The sequence below is a fragment of the Streptomyces sp. NPDC001920 genome (assembly GCF_053594495.1).
Map to the genome: position 1 here is coordinate 36674 of NZ_JBSFEP010000009.1, position 24237 is coordinate 60910.

Here is a 24237-nt window from a genome sequence, read left to right on the forward strand (position 1 = left end):
TAACGCCTTCTTGCCCCATACCGGCCGCTTCATGGACATCCGCCGCGACTCGAGCTCCAGCGAACTCCTCGCGCGCGGCGGCGACTTGGAGGCCCACAGCATTCTCCAGCGCGCGGGATTCATCGCGGTCGTCCGCCTCCACGAGACCTACCACCGCGCCCCCGCCGGCCTCACCGAGGACGACGAGTCCCGTCTCGCCACCGATGCCGTAGCGCGCCTGCAGGCTGCCGGGTACCACGTCGACTGCTACGAACCTTTCGACACCGACGCCCGCCCCGCGCGCTATCCCACGCTCGGTACCTCGGTCTCCCACCTCGCCGAACGCCTGCGCGAAGCCACCGACACCGCCGAGGCAGCCGACATCCTCACCGAACTCACCGCACCCCACGACGGCATCCTCGCCGGGTTGGAGGAAACCCTCGGCGCTCTGGCGGAGTTCTTCGACGGACTCGGCAACGCGACCGATCCGCACACCGCCCGGCGCCTGCGCTACCTCGCCGACGAATACGTCCGCGTCATCCACTCCGACCTCGCGTACACCCGCGAACGGCTGGCCGACCGGCACGCCCCTCACCCCGGCCGCCGCCCCTGCGCCGAGCAGGTGCCCGACCACGAGCCCGAACGCTCCGCCGTGTGCGCCTGCCCACCCCCGCCGCGTGCACTGCCGGCCCCGGCACCGCCGCCCGTCGGTGCCACCCGCCTGCGCCGCTGAGCCCCTGCAACTGCCCAAGGACACCATGCACGACCACGACACCTCCGAGCACCTCGCCTCGTACGCCGACGTCCTCGCCGGTGAACTCCCCGATACCTGGACCAGCACGCACCTGACAGCCGACGCCAAAGACGACCTCGCCGAACTCGCCGACCGGATCTGGGACCTGGACCTGGTCGCCGCCTCCCTCGCCGAGCACCCGCTGACGCAGGCAGCCGTCCTCAGCCGCCCCGACGGCGCCCAGCTCGTCCTCCTGGACCGGCACGACGGACGCGACGGCTTCCTTCTCGCCGCCGTCGCCCCTCGCGCCCTGCCCGACGAGGCGTACCGGGCTGTCCCTGAGCCGAACGGCGTCGCCCTGGCAGACGACCCGTTCCTGAGTGCCGAGCAGGTCGCTGGCGATCTGCTCGCCCGCTACGACCGTGCGCTCGCACAGGTCCGGCACAACGCCCTGGGTGGCATCCAGCCCTCCCAGCCGGACCGGATCGTCCTGACCTGGCAGCCGGACGGCAGCGTCGCCACCGCCCCCGCCGACGACCGGGCCGGCACGATCCTCGTCGCCCACGGCTTTATCCAGGACCCGCAGAGCGGCATCTACCGCCTGGGTGGTGATGACACCCAGGTCCAGGCCCGCGCCCTGCGCGAGATCGGCCCGCGCCTCAACGCGCTCGGCATCGGTACCGCCCTCCAGCACACCGCCGGACGGACCGCGCCCACCTCCGCCCCGGCATCCATGCCGCCGGCCCCGGCCGGCACCCGTACGCCAACCGCCAGAACCCGATGAACCTGACGGAGGCCGCCCTCGGTATCCCGCCCTGCACCTATCGGCGGGCCGTGCACGGCCTCCGCACCCGAGCGGCCCGTCCCTCCCCGCAGCAACCGATACCGGTCCGCCGTACCTCGTAAAACGCCCGGGCGGCCCCGGCACCCCGCCAGGGCCGCCCAGCACACCGCCCGACTCCGGGAGAAATCCGTAGCACCCCGCACACCCCCACCGATCAGCAACCGGCTCAAGCCCCGACTCGCGACCGCCCTGTTCCGCCGCTATCTGCGCGCCTGTATTCCGACCGGCCCCGACCACGCCACCCCGCTGGCCGGCGCCCGCCCGGAGGCCGTCCTCGCCGAGGCACAGCGCGTCGGGCAGCGCCACCACCACTGACCGTCCACCGACCCGGAGGAGCATGTCCCACCCCGCCCCGTATCCGGTGAGACTGGCCGACGAGATCACCCGCCAGCTCGGCCAGCTCGCCGACCACCTCTCGCAGCTTCCCCCGCCCCAGGCCGCGCAGGTCATCGCCCGCGTTCTCGACCCGGACGTCGGAGTCCTCGGCGGCGTCACTCACCTCGTCGCCACCGGAAGCGTGTTCGCCAAGGACCAGGCAGAGCGCGGCGCGCTGCCCGCGGAGGTGTGGCTCGCTCTGGGCCGTGCCTCGAACGAACTGCACGACATCACCCTCGACCTGGACGAACACAAGGACGCCCTGCAGCACGTCAGCACCCAGCCCACCACCACCGCGGCGAAGCGCCCAGTGCCCGCACCGCTCGTGGTCCGGCGGCGCCGGTGAAGAAGAAGCAGTGGCAGGGCTGGGGGCCCGGCGAGCAGGCCGAGCAGCACTACCTCGTCCAGCCCCGTGCCCTGGCGGGCGGCGGCGACGTCCGGCACGTCTCGGAGTTCCTGCGTGCCTCGGGCTGGCGGGACAAGTCCAAGACTGGCGGCCCTTTGTTCATGGAGAGCCCGGACCGGACCGTCCGCGTCGCCTACGACCCTTACGTCCTTCCCGGCGGCTGGACCATCCACGGCCGGGCAGACGGTGCCAGCGGCGAGTGGTCGGCGCACTTGGGCCGTCAGGCCCCGGTGGAGATCGTCGCCGGTCTGACCGACGCCCTCACCCGTCCCCGTTCCGCCCACGCTCCCAACGTCTGGGCTCCGCTGCAGGAGCAGAACTGGCACACGCGTTTCGAGGGCGAACACTACGTGGCGACCGGCCCCGATGGCGCCGCATGGATGCAGTACCGCCAGAACCCCGACGGGGCGGCGATGTGGTGGAGCGGAGCGCAGGACAAGCAGGGCAACGGCTGGACGGCCCACTTCACGCCGAACACCCCGATGCACCTCGTGCAAGCCTTCTCCACCGAACTCGCCAGCCCCGACCCCGTGATGCGCCCGCGCGGACGCGTCCCGCACAGCGCGCAGATCCGCACCTGGTCGGTATCCGTCAAGCCCTCCCAGCTCAGCGCCTGGCAGCAGGCCCGCATCACGGCCGCCCGGGCCGCCACCTGGGCCCGCAACAGCGCCCGAAGCACCAGACCGCGCACCACCGCCCGCCCCCACGCCGCCGCCGGCGGCGCACGAACCCGCCGCTGACCACGACACCCACCACCCCGAGGAGCCCGATGCCCGCACTCACCCCGGACACCATCCGCGCCGCGACCGACACCCTGTGCCGCCTCACCGAATACCTGCGCGAGAACCCCGACCCCAAGGAGGCGCTCGCTCTCGTCGAACCCCTCCTCGACGAATACACCGGCCTGCCCATCCAGCTCGGCGACACCCTGCGCGCCCTCGCCCGCGCCGTACAGAGCCACCCGAACACACCGCGCAGCGAGAAGATCAGCGATCTGGTCACCGAGCTGCGTGCCGCAGCGTGGGTGCAGACCGACCAGTACATGCTCCACTACGTCCTGGACGAGCTGCGCAAGCAGATCGTCAGCGCCGCCTCGAGCGAGCCGGGGTGCGGCCGGTGCCGCTGAGCGAACGGCAGCTCGCCGCGTTCGCCGACAAGCACGCCTGGCGGATCCCCTTCGACACCAGCCCCCGCCACCTCGCCGGCCCCGGGGATGCCCGCCACGTCACCCACGGCCTGGCCGCCGCCGGATGGAGCGCCGTCTCCGACCCTTTGAGTGCCGAGATCGTCCTGCGCAGTCCCGACCTTCGCCACAGCCTCCAGTTCGACCCGCAGTCCGCCACCTCCGCGTGGTGGCGGCTGCGGGCCGAGCCCACCGGCACCGAGCCCGGCTGGTACGCCGAGTTCGGTGAACTCGTGCCCGCCGAGGTCCTCGCCGGCTTCACCGACGCCCTCATCGCCCCGCCGCCACAACAACCAGACCCGTGGCAGCCGGTGACCTCGGCTAACTGGCACCGCGACTCGGACGGTACAGCGCGCTCGCCTGACTCCATGTGCCACATCGAACTGCGCCCGTTGAGCGAATTCAGTGGCCGGTCGTCCTGGCACGTTGAGACCTGCGAGCCCGGCGACGGGCAGTTTTCCGGCCCGCGCATCTGGCACGCCTACTTCGACGAGGACGTCCCCGCCCACCTCGTCGGATCGTTCCTCACCGCGCTGGCCGACCGCAGCCCGCTCCAGCGCGGCATGTACGACCGCACCGGCCACTACAGCGCCGTGCAGGCACCCAGCCCGCTGCGCCCGCAGCAGGTGGTCGACGCCCACACCGCCCGTATCGAGTCGCTCCGCGCCCAGGCACGCTCCGCCCGCAGGCAGCAGACGAAACCCGCACCGACCCCGGCCAAGGCCCACACCGCCCAGCCGGCTCCTCGCCGCTGAACCGACAGGACCCCTTTCCCATTTCCGCCGATCACCGCACACACCGCGACCTCCTCCGCCACCTCGACCATTACGTGAGCGACAGCAAGAAGATCCTCGACGCCTGGGACGCCTACTCCGACGAGCACACCGACCTCGACGGCTGGCCCTACGACGACCACGCCTACGGAAGGCGCGCGAGCCAGCGCGACGCCGACACCGCCGAGGCATTCGAGCCGCTCCGCTACGGCGCCCGTCACCTGCTGGCCACGGCCGAAACGCAACTGGCCCAGCTGCCGGAGACCTACGTGCAGAGCCGCTGGGTCTACCAGCTGGGCGTCCTGCGCGACGCCCTCGACCGACTCGACGAACTGCACGAGCAATGGCTGGTCACCCGCGACGCCCTCCCCGCCACCGCCAAGCCCGGCACCCCGGACTTCGACGACGCACTCGCAGAACATCACGCCGAATCGTGGAGCTACCTCGACGACTGGGCCACCCACGGCAAGGCGCTCCGCCAGATCAACACGGCCGCCCGCGCAGCCCCTTCATCCCTGGCTCCCACACCGACACCGGCCCCGGCCACCGCGCCCGACCGGCGAGCCGCCGCACGGAAGTGACCATGCCCCCGACTCCCGAGACCGTCGAGGTCGACTTCATCACGCCGCGCCACCTGGCCGGCGGCGGTGACCCCGCCTGGATCACCGTCCCCCTGCACCGTGCCTGTGGCTGGAGCCACGGCAACGACCCCCTGATGCCCCGCGTCCTGCTCTCCAGCCCCGGCCAGAAGGCCCTCCTGCGCCTGGAATCCGACCCCGACGGACAGTGGTGGACCCTCAACCATGCGGCGGAGGCGGACCGGCCCGCCTGGTACGCGAGTTTCGGCGCCCGCACCCCGGTCGAACTCATCGCCGCCTTCACCGACGCCCTCACCGACTCCGCCCCCGCCCCCGCCGCGAGCACACCCTCGGATCCGTACGAACCGCTCCGGCAGAGCGCGTGGCAGCCCCCCGCCATCGGGGCTGACGGCCTCGTGTCGCCCGACAAAACGGCCTACGTGCAGCGCCTGGGAACCACACAGGAGCCGGGAGCCTGGTTCGTCACCGCCACCCTCGGCCCGGAGCGAAAGCCGGTATGGCAGGCGCGCTTCGCCGAACACACCCCTGCACGACTGGTCGCCGCGTTCACCACCGCGCTCACCGATCCCCACCCCGTTGCGCGTACCGGCAGCTTGCGCAGTCTTCCGACCCGCGACCCGGACGTCGTCACCCGCCACACGACGGGCGTCCTCGCCGTGCACGTCGCCGCCGCCCTGGAAGAACGCGTCCACGCCCTCGCGGCCCGCCGCACCGTCCCGCCAGCGACTCCAGCCCCGCCGCGCCGGCCGCCGGCCAGGAACAGCCGCAGCCGCTGAATGCCCCGCCCCCGCCCGGAAGGCAGGTAACTCTTTGCCCCCCACCTCCTCCAACAGTTCCACCGACGGGTACGACCTCATCCTGCGCCTCCTGATCGGCGTCGCAGCCGTCGTCGTCCCCCTGTCCCACCTCGCCTGGCTGTCCGGCAACATCACCGCCTACCTCACCGGTGGCGGCTGGGCGCCGTACCAGCCGACCACCGCCCTGCTCCACCCCGAGCGTCTCTGGCCCTACATGGGAGAGACGTCCCTGCTGATCGGGGCACGCGTCGTGCCCGTTCTCCTGCTCCTGGCCCTCGGGGCAGCGGCGGGTGTTTTGTGGGCGCGGCACAAGAACCGCAGCGGCGGCCGGAAGAAGAAGATCACCGGCATGGCCAAGGCCCGGGACATCGAACCGCTGATGGCCAAGGCGATCACCGACAAGGCCCGCTCCCTGCGCCCGAGCCTGAAGGACGCCAAGCACATCGAGGCCCGGGACACCGGCATCCTCCTCGGCAACCTGCAGGGCACCAAGCACGAGGTCCGCATGGGCTACGAGGACGTGGCCGTCGCCATCATGGCGCCCCGCTCGGGCAAGACCACCTCGCTCGCGATCCCCTCCATCCTCGCCGCGCCCGGCCCGGTCCTGCTGACCTCGAACAAGGCCGCCGGCGATGCGTTCACCGCCACCTACGACGCCCGCGCCGCGGTGGGACGGGTGTGGGCGATGGACCCGCAGCAGATCGCGCACGCCGCACGCGAGATGTGGTGGAACCCCTTGGCTGGCGCCAAAACCCTCGACGGCGCCGGGCGGTTGGCCGGCCACTTTCTCGCCGCCTCCGTGGACGCCAGCCAGCAGGGCGACTTCTGGTCCAAGGCCGGATCCAACATCCTCGCCCAGTTGTTCCTCGCCGCGGCCCTGGACGAGCGGCCGATCACTGACGTCATGCAGTGGCTGGCCTTCCCCGCCGACCGTACCCCGCTCGACATCCTCCGCGACCACGGATTCACCGCCGTCGCCGCCCAGCTCAAGGGCACCGTGGAAGGACCGCCGGAAACCCGGGACGGCATCTACGAGACCGCCCGCCAGTACGCCGCCGCGCTGCTCAACAGCGAGATCGCCGCCTGGGTCACCCCGCAGAAGAACGTCCCTGAGTTCAGGCCGTCCGAGTTCATCACCTCCACCGACACCCTCTTCCTGCTCAGCAAGGACGGCGGAGGCGGAGCCTCGGCGCTGATCGCGGCGTGCGCCGACTCGGTGATGCGGGCCGCGACCGCCCAGGCCGAACGCGCCGGCGGACGCCTCGACCCGCCCATGCTCGCGATCCTCGACGAGGCCGCCAACGTGTGCAAGATCTCCGATCTTCCGGATCTCTATTCGCACCTCGGGTCGCGCGGCATCATCCCGATCACGATCCTGCAGTCCTACCGCCAGGGCCAGAAGGTCTGGGGGGACGCCGGCATGGACGCCATGTGGTCCGCCTCTACCGTCAAGGTCATCGGCTCCGGTATCGACGACCCCGACTTCGCGGACAAGCTGTCCCGCCTGATCGGCGACCACGACGTCGAGACCACCTCGACCTCGCACTCCGAGTCCGGCAAGTCGACCTCGGTGTCGATGCGACAGCAGCGGATCCTTCCCGCCGACGAGATCCGCGCCCTGCCCAAGGGCACGGCCCTCTGCTTCGCCACCGGTCTGCGCGCCGCCATGCTCGACCTGCGCCCGTGGTACCAAGAGCCCGGCGCGGCAGAGCTGTCCGCGGCGTCCGACCGCGCATCCAAGGCGATCACCGCCCGGGCCATCGCCAAGCACGCACCGGTCCAGTCCGACTTCGGGCCCGCCGCGTGAGCGAATCGCGCCTGCACCTGGTGCCCGTCCGCTCTCGGGACGCCAAGGAGTTCGTCCGCCTCTGGCACCGCACCACCCGCCGCCCGCCGGACAGATCTTCTCCCTCGGTGCCGCCGACGAGCCCAACATCCTGCGCGCCGTGGCCGTGGTCGGCCGCCCTGTCGCCCGCCATTTGGACGACGGCACCACCCTCGAAGTCACCCGCACCGCCAGTGACGGCACACGCAACGCCAACTCCCTGCTCTACGGAGCTGCTTGGAGAGCGGCCAAAGCGCTCGGATACCGGCGGCTGATCACCTATACGCAGGCAGGGGAGAGCGGAGCCTCGCTGCGCGGCGCGGGGTGGCGCGTCCTGGCCCACCGTCCTCCAAGGCCGGGCTGGCACACGCCGTCCCGGCCGCGGACGGACCGCGGAACCTCGCAGATCGCTCGCACACTGTGGCAAGCGCCCTGACAAGACACGCTCATCGGCACCTATGCATCCCACGAACGCGACGATGACGTCCGTCAGCAGCGCTGGACGCGGTCATGGCCGCGGCCGTCCCGCTCGGCAGCCGCGGTACCACCACGTGCAGGCTCGCCGGGCCCGCTGAAACAGCCACCAGATCCCGTTCCCCGATCCCCTGGACCACCGTGTCTCTTTTGGACATCCCCGATGTGTTCATCGGGTCCACCGACGACGGGCACACCTTCGTCATCATCAACCGCCGCATCCACGATGCCGACCGGCTGCTGACCGAGGCCGGGTTCCTCGCCCGCGAGCACCTCGGCCGCACGCTCTACCTGCTCCCCCCGGGCACTGCCCAGGACGCGCACGATCGCGCCGGGGTCGCCATGTACGGGCTCCTGGCCCACACCCACGACCTGATCAATCTCTGCTGGACGACCCGCTGGAGCCCCGGCAGTCCCGTCGCCGATCCGGAGATTCGTTTCCACTTCTGTGACGGCACCGTGGCGGTGACGGCCAGGACCGCCGCCGCCCGTTCCCTCTTGGAACGGCACGGCTTCACCCCGAACGGCTCTTCCTATCGGCCGCCGGACGGACTAGACGAGCGCCGCCTGCTCGGCGCTGTGACAGCTGCCGAAACCCACGCCTACACCCACGGTCTCAGTGTCCGCGTCGACCTCGGCATCCCCACGCCGTCCGACATCCCTCCCGCTCCCCGCCGCCCGTCAGCTGCCGCCCCCGGCTCACCGACCACGCCTGCGGCCCGCCGTCGCACCCGCTGACCCCACGCGGGGGGTCGGGGTGTGAACGATCGTCGAGCCGCGGCCAAGGGCGCGCGACGGTACACACCTTCGCACTCCAGCCGTTGACCGCTTTCCCTCTTGGAGTCTTGCCACGTCATCCGACACCCCGAGCGCGCATGACCTCGCCTGCGCGCTTTCCGACCAGATCCGCCCCGGCGCTGCTCCCCGTGACGTGGTCGTCAGTTTCAGCGTCCGCCGACAGGCGGCAGCCAAGTACGATCACGGCTCCTGCGGCGGCCCCGTGACAGTCTTCGCCCAAGCACTGCACGCCCGCCTCTACGGCCTTCCCACGGACGACGATCCGCTGCCCACCGCCCTGGACGCGCTCCTGCAGGCCACTCACACCGCGACCGCCCCCGAGCAGCAGACCGCGATCCTGCAACAGCTCGCCGAGCAGCTACGCAACGCCACCGAGATCATCCAGCGCTACCAGTACCAGGCCCAATGGGACCGGCTCCCCGACAGCGTCGCCGAGCAGCTCCGGGACGCCCACGACCAGGCCGAGCAGGTCACCAAGACCCTCGACGCCGTCGCCCCCGCCTTCAGCAGCCAGCCCGCCGCGCCCGTGCCGCCTGCCGCGCAACCGCGCCACACCGCCAGCCCACCCGCGCCCACGACTCCACCGGCCGGGCGCCGCCGCTGACCTCCGGCGACAGCCCACCCGCCGGGAAAGGCAGGCTCCAACCTGGCCACCGCCGATCCCCTCCACACCCGCCTCACCCAAGGACCCCGTGCGCTGGGCGTGTTCGTCCCCGCCGGCCTGTACCCGGCAACCGCACAGCGCCAGCACCTCGACCAGCTCGCGCAGGCAGGTGCCGACCTGTTCGAGGTCGGCCTGCCCACCGACGACGCCGCCCTCGACGGCCCCGTCATTCAGACCGCCTACCACCGCGCCCTGCGCAGCGGAAACGCCCTCGACCACGCCGTGCGCGCCGTCGAACACGCCGCCAGCCTCCGGCCGACCGTTGTCATGACCTACTGGGAGCCCGTGAGCCGCCACGGCCCCGCGTACGTGGCCCGCCTGTTCGCCGACGCCGGCGCCGCCGGCGTGATGATCGTCGACCTGCCCGCCCACCAAACGGCCCGCTGGCACAAAATCGCACGAGCGACGGGCCTTCGCACCCCACACCTCATCCCGCGCACCACCCCTGACCCCCTCCTCCCGGCCGCGGTCGCCGGCGCCTCCGGATGGCTCTACGCACCCGCCACCACGGCCCCCACCGGCTACCGAGGCCCGCTCGACATCCCCGGACTCGCCGGCTTCACCCAGCGCCTACGCGCCGCGAGCCCACTGCCCGTGGTCTCGGGAGTCGGGATCTCCACCCCAGCCCTCGCCGCACGCGTCGCCCCGCTGGTGGACGCCGTCGTCATCGGCACCCCCGTCGTCCGCGCCCTGGCCACCGACCCTGCCCAAGCCCCGGACCTGACGGCCGCGTTCGCCCGAGCCCTGCACCCGACCACCCTCACGGAGACCCGTGCCTGATCGCTCTGATCGCTCCACCCTGACCGAGGCCCTCGACCGGATCGTGGCCGACGCCCTTGTCCTGCACCGAGCCCTGCGCACCAACGCCATCGGCCACGCGCACGCACTGGCCGCGCGGATCAACGACGCCCAAGACCTCGCCAGCGCCGCCCTGCGGCTGTTCCTCGACCTCGCCCAGCACACGCCGCACACCACGGCCGGGAAGCTGCTGCTCCTCGACCACATCGCGCAGATCGCCAAGGCCGCCCAGGACGCAAGCGCCGAACTGACCGCAGCCCTCGCCCGCGCCGTGGAGAACCAACGCCGCCGAGCCAACGCCACGAAGGGGCCGGCCATCCTCATCCGCCCCTCACCACAGCAGTTCATCGAGTCGGCCACCGACCTCCTCGACCGCATCCCCACCCTCCACCACGCCATACACCGCGACCGGCTAATCCCGCCCAGCCGGCTGACGCACCAGCCTCATTGAGGGCGCGCCCCCCATTTCCCCATCTCCAGGACAGACCATTTCAGATCAGCCTCAATTCCGTGCCCTTTCCCTGGGCGCGGGAGTTCAGTCCAGCACCCTGCTCGCCCTTTCCGCCGAAGGGATCCTCCCGAAGGTCGACTACGCGATATTCGCCGACACCGGATGGGAACCCAAAGCCGTTTACGCTCACCTGGACCGACTGGAACAGGAGATAGCCAAGCCCGCCGGCATACCGGTCCTCCGCGTCTCAGCCGGAAACATTCGCAGCGACGCCCTGAATCCGGACCACCGCTTCGCCTCCATGCCCCTGCACATCCTGAACAAGGACGGGCGGCCCGGCATGACCCGCAGGCAGTGCACCGGCGAATACAAGGTGAAACCAATAAAGCAGAAGGTACGCGAACTCCTCGGACACCCCTACCCCTCGCGCATCCCCAAGGGCGTGTTCGTTGAGCAGTGGGTGGGGATCTCCACCGACGAGTTCCACCGCGCCAAAGACGCCGACGTGAAATACATGCGCAACCGGCATCCACTCCTGGACCTTGGCTGGAGCAGAGCGGACTGCGTTCGTTACCTGACCTCGCTCGGGCTGGCGAAGACACCGAAATCGAGCTGCCTGGGATGCCCGTTCCACGGAAATGCGCAGTGGAGGCACATCAGGGACACATCCCCTTCCGAGTGGGCGGACGTCGTCGAATTCGATGCGGCCATCCGGCAAGGCAATGCCCGCGCCAACGCCTCGGGCAGCCGACTGCTCGGCGAGGCGTTCCTGCACCGCTCCCGCGTCCCGCTGAGCGAGGCGCCGATCGACCACGTCACCGCCGCCGAACGGGCAGCACTGCGCATAGACGCGGACGAAGCCGACGCGCTGGAGAACGGCGTCGTGGACGGCTGCTCCCCCTGGGCGTGCCGCGGGGACACGGACGTTCTCACCCGCGACGACTTCGGGCTGGCCACGTGATACTCGACCTCTTCGCGGGGCCGGGCGGCTGGAGCAGGGCACTGGGCGTCTTCGGTGTGCGCGACGTCGGCCTGGAATGGGACGAATGGGCCTGCAAGACGCGCGTGGCCGCCGGGCAGTTGACGATCCGGACCGACGTGGCCATGTATCCGACGTGGCCCTTCCTCGGCCGCACGCGCGGGCTGATCGCCTCCCCGCCGTGCCAGGCATGGAGCATGGCCGGCAAACGCCTCGGCCTGCTCGACCAGCCGCTGGTGCACACGGCAGTGGAGGACCTCGCCGCCGGACGCGACACCCGCGAGCGCCTCCTCGCCGCCTGCCGCGACGAGCGCTCCCTACTCGCGGCCGAGCCGATGCGCTACCTGCATGCCCTGAACACGGTCGGCGAGCCCGAGTGGGTCGCGATGGAGGAAGTGCCGGACGTCCTGCCGCTGTGGAAGCAGTACGCGGCCGTTCTGCGGTCCTGGGGGTTCTCGGTCTGGTACGGGATCCTCAACGCCGCCGACTTCGGCGTTCCACAGACGCGCAGGCGAGCGATCCTGCTCGCCTCCCGGGTCCGTACGGCACAGCCTCCCGCCCCCACGCACGCCCAGGTCGCCGAGCCTGACTCGCTGTTCGGTCCGGGCCGCGCCCGCTGGGTCAGCATGGCAGAGGCCCTGGGATGGGGCGCGACTGACCGGCCCGTTCCCACCGTCTGCGCCGGCGGCGGGCCCGGCGGCGGACCCGAACCGTTCCCTTCGGGCTCCCGCAAGTCGCTCTCCGACGCCCGGGAGCGCGGCACCTGGATGCCCAGGCCGGACGGTGTTCTCCTGCAGTCCCGCCGCGAAGGAACTGGCTGGAAGGCACGGCACGGCGCACGGCAGAACCGTGCCGCCGACGCTCCGGCGCCGACGTTCACCGCCGATGCCCACCGCTGGTCCTGGTCCCTGCGCAGCAACAACCAGGCCAACGCCACCGTCCGCCCGCTGTCCGAGCCGGCGGGCACGCTGTTCTTCGGGCACCGCGCGAACGAGTGCACCTGGGTCGCTGAACCAGCCTCGCCTCCGACCGACGACACGGACACGTCGGCGGTGCCGGAGCCGATCCGGATCACCGCCCGCGAGGCCGGCCTCCTGCAGACCTTCCCCGCCGATTACCCCTGGGCCGGCAACAAGGGCCAGCAGTTCTCCCAGATCGGCAACGCCGTGCCCCCGTTGCTCGCCGGCCACCTCCTCGCCCCGCACCTCGGCGTCACCCTCGACCCCGACGACTTCACCCTCGCAGCCTGATGCCCCACGTCCCCGAACCCGAAGAAGACCACCTCGACGCCATCGCACCGCCGCAGCCGGTGTTCCACGTCGAGCAGGCCCTCCTCGGCGCCCTCCTCCTTCATCCACACCGCCTCGGCGACGTGACCGGCATCGCCGCCAACTCCTTCTCCACCCCCGCGCACGCCGCCCTGTTCGCCGCCATCAGCACCTTGCCTCCGCCCGACCCCGCCGAGCACGCGAAGAACACCAAGTGGCTCGACCAAGTGCTCGCCACGGGGCGCGAGCAGGCGCGCGGACTGACCGCCTCCTACCTGCACACCCTCGTCCAGGTCTGCCCCTGGCCCCGCCATGCACCGGCCTACGCCAGGATGGTCGAGGCCGAACACGCCCGCCGGCGCCTGCAGACGGCCGCCGAACGCCTCACCCAGATTGTCAACGACGCGTCCCTCCCGCACCCAGTCGAGACAGTGCTCGCCGAGGCCGACGCGCTCGCCGCGGTCGTGGACGACATCACGAGCCGCTTCCCGCCGCGCGCCGGAGTGCTCCCCCGCACCGCGGCACCGCCGCCGGCCATCACCACCGACCACACCGAGGCAGCCGAGGAGGAGCAGCTGCTCCTCGCGACCGCCACCGCCCACCCCGCCGACATCGAGTCCGTCCGGTGGCTGCTCCCCGACGACCTCACCCGGCCCCTGCACGCCGGCCTGTGGCAATGCCTGACCGCCCTGGCCCGCCGCCGCGAGCCCGTCGACCCCGTCACCGTCCTATGGGAAGCCCAACAGCGCGGCCTGCTCGACAACGCGAGTGAACCCAGCAAGGTGCTCCGCCTGCTGGCCGAACCGGCCGGATCCGTGGAGCACTGGGCCGAACGCGCCCTGCAGCGCTCCCTCCTAGCCACCGCCGACCACGCCGGCCGGCGCATCTCGGCGTACGCAGGAGACCCGGCGAACACCCCGTTCCAGCTCGTCGTCGGCGCCCGCCGCGCCCTCGCCGACATCAGCGCCGTCCGCACCCGCTGGCAGCACGCCACCGGAACCGTCCCGCCACCACGACCGCGCCCGGCACCCGCCACTCGCGCCGGCCCGCCGACCACGACGGCCGCTCACGCCACCCGCGCCGCGCGAGCAACCCGATAAGCACCCCCCACACGCCGGTGGCCGGACCCGAAGGCCCGGCCACCGGCAGAAGAGACGACACCCCCACGTGACTCCCCCCATTGACGCTCACGTCCGCCTCGACACCCACCCAACCCATCCCAGCGCCGTGACCGCCGTCCTGACCGGCAGTCAGGCCCGCATTGCTCTCATGGCTCTGGAGGCAGCCGACTGGACCGTCGCAGCCGACAACGTCCTGGTCCTGGCCCGCATCGACCACGAGGAGCCCTACTGGGCCAGGGACGCAGCCAAGCGCCTTTCCGCCGACGGCATCACCGTCGAAATCACCCCTCGACTCCGGGAGGCCATGGACGAGGAATGGACCTGGGCGAACTATCCGATGCCGTGGTGCACCCGCAGCGAGATCCGCGAGGTCTCCAACCAGGCGCAGAAGATCCACGACGACATCCGCCACGGCCATCTCCTCATCCACGCACACGCCCACGACGGCCACACCACCGTCGCGGTAGGCACGTACCTCCACCGGGGCGGCAAGTCCGTCTACCTCCACGGCGAGGACCACCTGCGCCAGGTCGCCGACACCTTCGACTCACCCGCTCAGGCCCTGCTCGCCTTCGAGAAGGTCCACGGCACCGACATGCGCCCCGGTCCGGCACCCCTGACCGAAGCCGAGCGCGCCGCCGTCGAGGCCCGCACCGCCTTGGACCTCGGCGCAGCGAAACCCGGGCCTCACCGCCCGGAGCCGAAGACCGTCCCCGTCTACCTGGCCGATGCAGGCGACCACGACGCCCTCCTCGACTCCTTCCTCGACAGGCACGGTGAGTTCGAGAAGTGGCGGACCTGGTCCGACGAGACAACCCACGCCATCCACGAGTCGCAGACCCTGCGCATCGAGCGCGTTCACGAGGCCCCGGCCCACGAGACCGCGTGGACCGTGGCTGCCTACGAGACGCCCGTCTCCGACCGCATGTGGGTCCTCGCCGCGACCGGCGCCACCCCCGCCCTGGTGATAGCGGAACTTCTGAATCACCTCGCCGACGGCGACGGCTGGGACACGACCACCGGCGTCCCGGTGGACGAGAAGATGGTCACCGCGGCCACCCAGCCGCTCTCCGACGCCGCATGGAAGCACACCGTGGACGGGCGATGGATCCGCTGGACATCCCCCGACGGGAACGTGGGCGTCCAGTTCGACGCCTTCACAGCACAACACCCGAATCAGAACCTGGCCACCTGGACCGTCTGGGCCGGCCCTGGACCGGACCGGCCCACCTGGGCCATCACCGCGTCCCCACACACCCCGAGTTCACTGCTGGCCGTCCTCGCCGCAACCCTCGCCCACGAGACCGGCACGCACCAGGCACAGCCTGCGGGCCGCGAACACAGGACCAGCCTCGCTACCAGTCCCCCGGCCACGCCCATGTTTACGGCCGACCCAGCCGTCAGCCGTTCACGCTGATCATTGGCGCACACGAGCGCGGCAACGTAGCGCGGGATCGCCGGTTGGTAAAACCGGCGATCCCGCGCACATTCGTTCGCGGCGCACTCTGCCCCGTTCCATCAACGCCGGGTCTGGGATTCCGCGGCCTCGGTCGTAGCACGCTCAGGCCGCTCTTGATGTCAGTGACACCCTTTAGGATTCGGTCCGAGGGTTGAGCTGTGCTTCCTGAACGCAGCGGCAGGAACTACGGCAGGCTTACAGACACGGACGGGGAGCCGCATGCTGGAAGACCGGTGGACGACGGTCACCGAGTCCGAGTATGAGCACGAGCGCCGTGGTCTTGAGGCGATCCGCCGACGTCTGCCAGATGAGGAGCCGTGGCGTGCCTGGACGAACTTCATGTTCACCGCGAACAGCGGGCACGTCCGTGAGGTCGATCTTCTGGTGGTAGCGCCGGCCGGGGTCTTCCTGGTCGAGTTGAAGGACTGGCACGGCTCGGTCCACGGCGGCGGCAACGACTGGGTGCAGACCACGCCCAGCGGGACCAGCCGTCGGCACGGCAATCCGCTGCACCTGGCGAACCGGAAGGCCAAGGAGCTGTCGGGCCTGATCAACGGCGTCTCCGGTCGGCCCGCGCACCGAACGAAGATCTGGGTGGGTGAGGCTGTCTGCTTCACGGACGACAAGCTTCAGGTGAACCTTCCGGCTGCCGACATGAACGGCGTGTTCACGGTCAAGCAGCTGGTGGAGATGCTGGCCGTGCCGCCGGGAGACGCCCGCTACCAGATCACAGCCGAGGCATCCCGCTTTGTCGATGCAGCCCTGAAGAAGCTCCGTATCGCACCGATCCGCCGCCAGCACGAGGTGGGCTCCTACCTCCTGGAGGCGAAGGCGTTCGACTCCGGGCCGTCCTGGGCCGACTATCTGGGACGCCATTCCCAGCTGCACGATCTGGCACGGGTACGGGTCTTCCTCAGTGAACGTGGTGCCTCCGACGACGAGCGGCGCTCGGTGGAGCGTGCCGCCGCCCGCGAGGCATCGGTACTCAGCCGTTTTCGTCATCCCGGTGCGGTACAGCTGAAGAATTATCTGCCGTCGGGGCATCCCGCCGGGCCCGCGATCCTCTTCGACTACCACCCGGAGACGCTGCGCCTGGACGATTACCTGGTCCAGCACGGTGAGGGTCTCGACCTGCAGGGGCGCCTCGCGCTGGTGCGGCAGCTTGCCGAGACGGTGCGCTCCGCGCACTCCCGGCGGGTCCACCACCGCACGCTGTCGGCGCACGCGGTGCATGTGATTCCGCGCGACCGCGGTCCACGCGGGCGGGAGCTCGGCGAGGAGCAGCGCTGGCTGCGTCCGTGGACGCAGATCGCGGATTGGCAGATCGCCACTGGGCAAAGCTCCAGCCGCGGCCGGCCGCTGACCCTGGCTCCGACTAACGTGACGGGGTTCCATGTCGCCGAGCAGGCAGATCCTTATCTGGCTCCGGAGCTGAGGATTCCGAAGGCCGATCCAGTACGCCTCGATGTGTACGGGCTCGGCGTGCTCACGTATCTGCTGGTGACCGGGCAAGCGCCTGGCGCGAGCCAGAGCGAGGTCATGGCACGTCTGGAGGCCGGTGAGAGTCTGCGTCCCAGCGCGCTCGTCGACGGTCTCAATCCGGACATCGACGATCTGGTGGAGGCTTCCACCGCATACGAACCGGGTCGGCGTCTGTCCACGGTCGACGACTTCCTGGAGATGCTGGAGTACGTCGAGCAGGCATTCGTCGAGGAGGTCCCGGGCGGCGGGGATGCAGCTGCAGTCGCGGGCGGGGACGGCGGTTCAGCCGCAGGCGTGGGCGAGGAAAGATCCGAGCCGGAGAAGGACCCGCTGGAGGCCGTGGCCGGGGACGTACTGGCCGGACGCTGGGAGGTCGTGCGCCGCCTCGGTACAGGCTCGACCGCGCGGGCCTTCCTGGTGCGGGATCTGGAGGGCGAGCCTCGGCGCAGCGGCGGCCTGCCGGTGGCAGTGCTGAAGGTCGCGCTGAGCGAGGCCAAGCATGCTGTCCTGGATCGTGAGGCGGAGGTCCTGGGCCGGATCCACAGGGACTCCAGCATCATTTCGCTGTACGAGCCGCAGCCCCTGACATTGGCTGGGCGCCGGGTCCTGGTCCTGGAGTACGTGGGCGACAGCCGGGAGCTGAAGGACCAGGACGGCAGTGCGAGTAAGGGGCCGCGCCGCAGGGAGGACACCGTTGCGCGCCAGCTGCGGGACAACGGCCGCTTGGGCATGGACCAGCTGGAGGCGTACGGGAAGTACCTCTTCGGTGCTGTGGAGCACTTGGAGGCGGAGGGGATCTGGCACCGGGATCTGAAGCCGGACAACATCGCGATCCGGGTCCGCCCCAACGGCACCCGTCAGCTGGTGCTGATCGACTTCTCGCTCGCCGGGTACCCGGCGAAGGAAATCGAGGCGGGCACCGAGGGCTATCTCGACCCGTTCGTGGGCGTCATCACGCGCGGCTCGTACGACGGGCACGCCGAGCGGTATGCGCTGGCCGTGACGCTACATGAGATGGCGTCGAACGAGCTGCCCCGCTGGGGTGACGGCTCGGTCACGGCCCGGCAGACGGATGCGAAGGAATGGCCGTACCCGCAGCTGGCGGCAGACGCCTTTGAGCCGGCCGTCCGGGACGGCCTGGTGGCGTTCTTCCGTAAGGCGCTGGCCCGGGATGTGAAGGACCGCTTTCCGGATCTCAAGCCGATGGAGCGTGCTTGGCAGCGGATCTTCCTAGACGCACAGCAGACGACGGCGCCGAGCACTGGTCACGGTGAGAAGTCGGGGCGCGGAGCGAAGGGCGGCACCGACGCGGTTGCCGAGTCGGCTGCGCAGCCGCGGATCGGGCGGGAGGATGATGACGTCTCCGCTGAGCAGGTCCGCGACCAGCAGGCCGAGCGCGCCGACCGAAAGACGCCGCTGTCGGTGGCGGGGCTGACGGTCGCAGCGCAGTCGCAGCTGTTCGCGATGGGTCTGAACACCGTCGGTGACGTCTTGGACTACTCGGCGAAGAAGTTCCTCACCGCGCCGGGCATGGGCTCGCGCACCCGGGAGGAGATCCAGCGCCGGCAGAAAGAATGGAACGCGCGCCTGGGCAAGGCGGCTCCCACGCCGCTCAGCGCGGAGGCCCGCAAGGCGGCGGGCCAGGAGCTCTCCGACCTGGAGCGGGCGGTCGCGGAGTCGGTCGCCGGGGACGTCACCGACCCGCAGGTGCTGGGCGGCCTGAGCCTGGACGCGCTCGCCGCCCGCCTGGTGCCGAAGCCGTCCAGCGGTAGTGCCCGCTCCAACGCCAAGGAGCGCGAAGCAATCCGGCTGCTGCTGCGGCTGCCCGATGAGACAGGCACGCTGCCCGGGGGCCTGGCCTGGGTCCGGCAGCGGGACGTCGCCGATGCGGTGGGCCTGACCGCGGGCCGGATCCCGCAGATCGTGAAGAAGGCGCGCGAGCGCTGGTACAAGGACGCGGCCCTGGGGCTGCTGCGTGAGCAGGTGGTGGAGCTTCTGGCTGAGCGCGGCCGGGTTGCCCCGGTGATCGAGCTCGCCGACGCGCTTATCGCCCGGCGCGGCACCCAGCACGTGGAGCGGCGCAACCGGCGTGCACTCGCCCTGTCGATGCTGCGTGCGGTGGTCGAACGAGAGAGTTACGACAACGAGTCCCCGCCGCTCTTCCGCTACTTCCACGCCCGCATGCCCAAGGGCGCCGATCCGGTACTCGGCCTGCTCGCCCTGGATGTCCGGGAGGACGTGGACGGTCCGGACACCCCGGCACTGCCCGCCCTGCAGGAGTACGCGCTGAACCTGGGCGTACGGGCCGACCGGCTCGCGGCGCTTGAGTCCCTGCCGACGGCGAGCACGGTCCTCACCGAGCTGGACGCGGTGCGACGGCCACCGGGCAGCCTGGGCTGGGACGAGCGGCGCACGGCCGAGATCGCGGTCGCCGCCTCCACGCGGGCCGCGCTCACCCCGCGCCTGGAGATCTACCCGCGCGACCTGGACCTGGTGCGTGCGCTGCGGATCACCCAGGCCGGCGTGGTCGCCGTGCAGCCGGGCGTCGAGGAGGAGCGGCAGCCGGGCCTGACGGTGGACGCGCTGCACAAGCGGGTCGCCACCCGTTTCCCCGACCTGGGCACCGATCCGCTGGCGCCGCGCGAGCTGCCCACGGGCAGCGCCCTGGTCCGCGCCCTGAAGCAGGCCGGCTTCGAGCTGAAACTGGCCACCCGCTACGACAAGGTGCTCCGGCTCATCCCGGATCGCCCCTCCGGGGACGCCACTGCCGGGCTGACCTCAGCGAGTTGGGGCGCCTCGGCGGCTCGCCGCTCCGCCCCCACCCAGTACGACGCGGACGCGGCCGTCGCCGCTGCCGTCAAGGCTGAGCAGCGACTTATGCACTCGGCGCAGCAGGACGGCTTCCGGGTCCTGACCGTGCCCCAGCGGCGTGCCGAGGACGCGGTGCGGCGGCTGGCCGGCGAGCCATACGGGGCTCGGCCGGTGTCGGTGACCGGACTATTCGTGGCCGAACTGCGCGGCGTGGTGGGCGAGGCTGCTCGTCCGACCTGGGAGACCGTCCTCAAGGCGGACGCCGCCGAGCCGGGTAGTCGGGCTCACCAACAGCTGCGCATACGCACCGACAAGGCGTGGGGGCGGATCGAACCGCAGCTGCGGGAGCAGCTAGCGGAGGCCGATGGTCCGCTGTTGCTCACCGACACTGCGGTGCTGGCCCGCTACGACGCGCTCGACCTGCTCGGGCGCCTCTCGGAGGAGGCTCGACAGGGCGGCAGCCCGCTGTGGCTGCTCGTCGCCCAGTCCGATCCGGCACGGGCTCCGCGGTTGGCCGGGCAGAGTGTTCCGTACCAGGCGGGGTTCGACGAGTGGATCGTTGTGCCTGACGCCTGGGTCGCGCGTAAACACCTCGAGCCGGACGCCTGACGCCCCCCCCTCCTAACCTGATCTTCTTCCGTCCTCTCGCCTTTCTCCTCAGGAGCCGTTCGTGATCGTCCGCAAGATCCTCCTCGCCGACCTGCAGAAGCAGGTCAAGGCGGCAGAGACCGATCTGGAACAGCAGGTCAAAGCCGTCCCTGAGGTCGGGACGCGGCTGCGCGGTGAGTATGAGCAGGCTCGGAAGCTGGGCCGTACGGCGGCGACGTGGAACGCCTGGCTTGGCGAGCGGATCACCCAGGTCGCGGTTGCCTGGGTGCTCGGCACGGTCTTCGTGCGGTTCAGCGAGGACAACCGGCTGATTGCCGAGCCGTACATCACCTCCCCCGACGTGGCGGGGCGGGAGACCGCCCAGGCGCGCTTCGAGGAATACCTGGAGAAGGACGCCGACCCGACGTACCGGGTATGGCTGGAGACGGCGTTCGCCGAGCTGGGCGCCGGGCAGGCCGGGCGGCTGCTCTTCGATCGTGACCACAACCCGCTCTACCAGATCCCGCTGTCGCACGACGGCGCCGGCGCGTTGCTCGCATTCTGGCGGGAGCAGCGCGTCGGTGAGGTCAACGAGGACGAAGGGGCGGACGGCCCGGTCCTCGTGCACGACTTCAGCGACCCGCTGAGCGAGGACGGCACCGAGGGCTGGGACACCCGGTTCCTGGGCGACCTGTACCAAGACCTGAGCGAGACGGCCCGCAAGACGTACGCGCTGCTGCAGACCCCGGAGTTCGTGGAGGAGTTCATCCTCGACCGGACGATGCCCCCGGCAGTGCGGGAGTTCGGCTTCGAAGAGCTGAAGATGATCGACCCGACGTGCGGGTCTGGCCACTTCGTGCTCGGCGCATTCCGGCGGCTTGTGCGAATGTGGGCCGAGCAGCGGCCTGAGGTCGGCGCTTACGAGCGGGTTCGAGCGGCTCTGAACTCGGTGCACGGGGTGGACCTCAACCCGTTCGCGGTCGCAGTGGCCCGTTTCCGGCTCCTGGTCGCGGCGATGGCCGCGAGCGGCATCAGGACCTTCGAGGAGGCGCGGCGCTACGAGTGGCCCATCCAGCTCGCAGTCGGCGACTCGCTCATCAAGGACCGGCAGCTGGAACTGCAGTTGGGGCTCGCCCTTGAGGAGGAGGGCGGCAGCCCAGCCGGTGACCCGCTGGCCGACTTTTCGTACGCGACGGAGGACGTGCACGAGCATCCCGGGATCCTGGAGCAGGGGCGCTACCACGTGGTCGTAGGCAACCCGCCATACATCACAGTCAAGGACAAGCAACTCAACCAGCTGTACCGGGAGCTGTACGACGCGTGCGCGGGAACATACGCGCTGTCCGTCCCCTTCGCCCAGCGGTTCTTCGAGCTGGCCAAGCGAGGCAGAGCTGACGGAACCGGCTACGGCATGGTCGGTCAGATCACGGCGAACTCGTTCATGAAGCGAGAGTTCGGCACCACGCTCATCGAAGAGTACTTCGCGCACAAGGTCGAGCTGACGGAGGTCATCGACACGTCGGGGGCAGTCATCCCGGGGCATGGGACGCCGACGGTGATTCTCGTCGGGCGACCAAGGGAGGGATCGAAGCGGCAGGCGACGATCCGGACGGTACGCAGCGTGCAAGGGGAGCCTTCGGCACCGGAGGAGGGGAAGGAAGCGGAGGGGCTGGTGTGGCGGGCGATCGTTGAGCTGATCGACCGACCGGGGAGCGCGGGACAGTGGGTGTCAGTGGACGACCTGGAGCGAGGTCGGTATTTCGGGAAGCAGCCGTGGATCCTGGCTGATGGCGGACTGGAGTTGGTTGAAGCCCTGTCAGCGGCGACCGCAAAATCGTTGGTGAATGTCATCGACCCTGGTATCGGTCGCGCCGTCCGCGTAGGCGCCGATAGCGCCTACGTTAGGCCAAGCCGTCCCACATACCAAACCAGAGCCGACAAGTCGAGCCTCCTTCCCTTTCTGACTGGTGATGTCGTCAGAGATTGGCATGCCGCGGCAGAGGATTCCATTTGGTTTCCGTACGCGGAGGGAATGAAGACAGAAGAACTTCAAGAGGAACTCTGGCCTTACCGGACGCTCCTCCGGGAGCGGCGTACCTTCCAGGGGGATATGGCTGCCGCTGGCCTCAACTGGTGGGATTACATGCAATTCACGTCATCGGCATACGCTACACCCCTGTCGGTAATGTTTGCATTTGTCTCCACTCATAACCACTTCGTTCTGGACCGAGGTGGGTGTGTCTTTAATCGCCACGCACCTGTAATTAAGCTGCGAGACGGGGCGACTGAGCAGGATCACGTGCGACTGCTCGGGCTGCTCAATAGCTCTACAGCCGGGTTCTGGCTCAAGATGGTCAGCCATGACAAGGGTAGCCAGGGCGTAAACGAGGGCTACAAGTCACAGGCGTGGGAACGCTTCTACGAGTTCACCGGCAGCAAGGTCGGAGAATTCCCGCTTCCTGCTAAGTACCCCGTCGCCCTCGCTGGGGAGCTCGATTCGCTTGCCCAGCAACTCGCAGCGACGACCCCCGCTGCCCTCGCTGCCAAGGCCACCCCCCTTGCTCCGACCCTCCGCGCTGCCCAAGCCAGCTACGACTCGATTCGCGGCCGCATGATCGCCCTCCAGGAGGAGCTGGACTGGCAGGTGTACTCCCTCTACGACCTTCACTCCGAGGATCTGCGCCTGCCCGACACCTCCGCCGTGCCCGAACTTGCCCTTGGCGAGCGGGCTTTCGAGATTGTGCTCGCTCGGCGGGTTGCGGCCGGTGAGGCCAGTGGCGAGTGGTTCAAGCGACACGCCTCGACGCCGATCACGGAGATCCCAGCGCACTGGCCCGCCGACTATCAGGCGCTCGTGCGGAGGCGGATCGGGGTCATCGAGTCGAACCGTGCCATCGGCATGGTGGAGCGTCCCGAGTACAAACGGCGCTGGGCCACTGAGGGTTGGGATGCGATGCGGCAGAAGGCGCTGAAGTCCTGGCTGCTCGACCGGGTCGAGGACCGCGCGTACTGGTTCGACGCCAATGGCAATCCTACTGTCATCGCCCTCGCCCGGCTCTCCGAAACCCTCTCCGCTGACGAGGACTTCACGTCCGTTGCTGAGCTGTACGCGCCCCGGCAGGACCTCGTGAAGACCGTGCGGGAGCTGCTGTCCGAGGAGCATGTGCCGTTCGTGTCCGCGCTGCGGTACAAGCCGTCCGGGCTGAAGAAGCGTGCCGACTGGGAACAGGTGTGGAAGTTGCAGCGGGAGGAGGACGCCGCGCCCGACGAGCCCGCCAAGCGGAAGGTCCGTGAGCGGACGCCCGTGCCGCCGAAGTACACCTCGGCGGACTTCCTGAAGCCGAGCTACTGGCGTGCGCGCGGCAAGCTGGATGTGCCCAAGGAGCGGTTCGTGTCCTACGGCACGGTCAACGCGCAGTCGCCGGAGCTGTACGGGTGGGCTGGCTGGGATCACCTGGAGCAGGCACTCGCGCTCGCCTCGTACATCCAGCAGGCTGGGCTCAGCGACGACGACCTCGTGCCTTACCTGGCCGGGCTGCTTGAGCTGCAGCCATGGCTGGAGCAGTGGTATGGCGAATACGACCCCGAGTTCGGGGCGTCGCCGGCCGCCGAGATCCTGGCGTTCAGGCAGCAGAAACAGGGCGAGCTCGGGCTGACCGACGATGCATTGCGGGCCTGGCGTCCGTCGGCCGCCAGCCGTGGACGCGGCGCGTCGAAGGCCGCCACATCGAGGACGCGCACGGGCACGAAGGCCGCCGTCCAGACGTCCGTCATCGACGCCGACAACGACACCGTCACCGATGCCGACAGCGGCGCAGAGTCCGCCTGAG

At 70.3% G+C, this 24237-nt stretch carries 20 protein-coding genes; all 20 read left to right on the top strand.

Annotated features, from left to right (window positions below; translation table 11 throughout):
• The first annotated feature begins 31 nt into the window (after positions 1-31).
• A complete protein-coding gene (locus ACWCPI_RS16825; protein ID WP_451038832.1) occupies positions 32-712 on the top strand; it encodes a hypothetical protein in 681 nt (226 codons plus the stop codon).
• 25 nt (positions 713-737) lie between these two features.
• On the top strand, positions 738-1496 hold the full coding sequence (locus ACWCPI_RS16830; RefSeq protein ID WP_451038833.1) for a hypothetical protein: 759 nt from the start codon (positions 738-740) through the stop codon (positions 1494-1496).
• A gap of 397 nt (positions 1497-1893) precedes the next feature.
• The gene (locus tag ACWCPI_RS16835) at positions 1894-2277 is read left to right on the top strand and encodes a hypothetical protein (RefSeq protein WP_451038834.1); all 384 of its coding nucleotides are present in this window, start codon (positions 1894-1896) and stop codon (positions 2275-2277) included.
• Positions 2274-3077 carry a DUF317 domain-containing protein gene (locus ACWCPI_RS16840; RefSeq protein ID WP_451038835.1) on the top strand — a complete coding sequence of 268 codons (804 nt, stop codon included), beginning with the start codon at positions 2274-2276 and terminating at the stop codon, positions 3075-3077. Before ACWCPI_RS16835 ends, ACWCPI_RS16840 begins: the two co-directional genes overlap by 4 nt.
• A gap of 29 nt (positions 3078-3106) precedes the next feature.
• Positions 3107-3463 carry a hypothetical protein gene (locus ACWCPI_RS16845; protein ID WP_451038836.1) on the top strand — a complete coding sequence of 119 codons (357 nt, stop codon included), beginning with the start codon at positions 3107-3109 and terminating at the stop codon, positions 3461-3463.
• A complete protein-coding gene (locus ACWCPI_RS16850) occupies positions 3454-4275 on the top strand; it encodes a DUF317 domain-containing protein (RefSeq protein ID WP_451038837.1) in 822 nt (273 codons plus the stop codon). Before ACWCPI_RS16845 ends, ACWCPI_RS16850 begins: the two co-directional genes overlap by 10 nt.
• A gap of 74 nt (positions 4276-4349) precedes the next feature.
• On the top strand, positions 4350-4874 hold the full coding sequence (locus tag ACWCPI_RS16855) for a hypothetical protein (protein ID WP_451038838.1): 525 nt from the start codon (positions 4350-4352) through the stop codon (positions 4872-4874).
• Between the two features lie 2 nt (positions 4875-4876).
• Positions 4877-5668 carry a DUF317 domain-containing protein gene (locus tag ACWCPI_RS16860; RefSeq protein WP_451038839.1) on the top strand — a complete coding sequence of 264 codons (792 nt, stop codon included), beginning with the start codon at positions 4877-4879 and terminating at the stop codon, positions 5666-5668.
• 34 nt (positions 5669-5702) lie between these two features.
• Positions 5703-7496, top strand: coding sequence for a type IV secretory system conjugative DNA transfer family protein (locus ACWCPI_RS16865; RefSeq protein ID WP_451038840.1), 1794 nt, complete (start codon positions 5703-5705; stop codon positions 7494-7496).
• Between the two features lie 130 nt (positions 7497-7626).
• A complete protein-coding gene (locus tag ACWCPI_RS16870) occupies positions 7627-7950 on the top strand; it encodes an XF1762 family protein (RefSeq protein ID WP_451039053.1) in 324 nt (107 codons plus the stop codon).
• Between the two features lie 179 nt (positions 7951-8129).
• Entirely contained in the window at positions 8130-8726 is a 597-nt protein-coding gene (locus tag ACWCPI_RS16875) for a hypothetical protein (RefSeq protein ID WP_451038841.1), read from the top strand.
• Positions 8727-8988: 262 nt separating this feature from the next.
• Positions 8989-9390, top strand: a complete 402-nt coding sequence (locus ACWCPI_RS16880) for a hypothetical protein (protein WP_365602308.1) — start codon at positions 8989-8991, stop codon at positions 9388-9390.
• 99 nt (positions 9391-9489) lie between these two features.
• Positions 9490-10230 (top strand): tryptophan synthase subunit alpha, encoded by a 741-nt coding sequence (trpA, locus tag ACWCPI_RS16885; RefSeq protein WP_451038842.1) that lies wholly within the window; start codon positions 9490-9492, stop codon positions 10228-10230.
• Positions 10223-10699 (top strand): hypothetical protein, encoded by a 477-nt coding sequence (locus ACWCPI_RS16890; protein ID WP_058082611.1) that lies wholly within the window; start codon positions 10223-10225, stop codon positions 10697-10699. Before trpA ends, ACWCPI_RS16890 begins: the two co-directional genes overlap by 8 nt.
• A 97-nt stretch (positions 10700-10796) precedes the next feature.
• A complete protein-coding gene (locus tag ACWCPI_RS16895; protein WP_451039054.1) occupies positions 10797-11660 on the top strand; it encodes a hypothetical protein in 864 nt (287 codons plus the stop codon).
• Positions 11657-12928, top strand: coding sequence for a DNA cytosine methyltransferase (locus tag ACWCPI_RS16900; protein ID WP_383318660.1), 1272 nt, complete (start codon positions 11657-11659; stop codon positions 12926-12928). Before ACWCPI_RS16895 ends, ACWCPI_RS16900 begins: the two co-directional genes overlap by 4 nt.
• Complete coding sequence (locus ACWCPI_RS16905; RefSeq protein WP_451038843.1) at positions 12928-14046, top strand: DnaB-like helicase N-terminal domain-containing protein; 1119 nt, start codon at positions 12928-12930, stop codon at positions 14044-14046. The genes ACWCPI_RS16900 and ACWCPI_RS16905 overlap by 1 nt, the downstream gene beginning before the upstream one ends.
• 67 nt (positions 14047-14113) lie before the next feature.
• Positions 14114-15484, top strand: coding sequence for a DUF317 domain-containing protein (locus tag ACWCPI_RS16910; protein WP_451038844.1), 1371 nt, complete (start codon positions 14114-14116; stop codon positions 15482-15484).
• Positions 15485-15745: 261 nt separating this feature from the next.
• Complete coding sequence (pglW, locus tag ACWCPI_RS16915) at positions 15746-20428, top strand: BREX system serine/threonine kinase PglW (RefSeq protein ID WP_451038845.1); 4683 nt, start codon at positions 15746-15748, stop codon at positions 20426-20428.
• Positions 20429-20489: 61 nt separating this feature from the next.
• The gene (gene pglX, locus ACWCPI_RS16920; protein ID WP_451038846.1) at positions 20490-24236 is read left to right on the top strand and encodes a BREX-2 system adenine-specific DNA-methyltransferase PglX; all 3747 of its coding nucleotides are present in this window, start codon (positions 20490-20492) and stop codon (positions 24234-24236) included.
• Position 24237 lies beyond the last annotated feature (1 nt).

Coding starts and splice junctions, on each gene's coding strand:
- ACWCPI_RS16830 (WP_451038833.1), top strand. CDS start 738: ATGCACGACCACGACACCTCCGAGCACCTCGCCTCGTACGCCGACGTC.
- ACWCPI_RS16835 (WP_451038834.1), top strand. CDS start 1,894: ATGTCCCACCCCGCCCCGTATCCGGTGAGACTGGCCGACGAGATCACC.
- ACWCPI_RS16905 (WP_451038843.1), top strand. CDS start 12,928: ATGCCCCACGTCCCCGAACCCGAAGAAGACCACCTCGACGCCATCGCA.
- ACWCPI_RS16845 (WP_451038836.1), top strand. CDS start 3,107: ATGCCCGCACTCACCCCGGACACCATCCGCGCCGCGACCGACACCCTG.
- ACWCPI_RS16825 (WP_451038832.1), top strand. CDS start 32: ATGGACATCCGCCGCGACTCGAGCTCCAGCGAACTCCTCGCGCGCGGC.
- pglW (WP_451038845.1), top strand. CDS start 15,746: ATGCTGGAAGACCGGTGGACGACGGTCACCGAGTCCGAGTATGAGCAC.
- ACWCPI_RS16860 (WP_451038839.1), top strand. CDS start 4,877: ATGCCCCCGACTCCCGAGACCGTCGAGGTCGACTTCATCACGCCGCGC.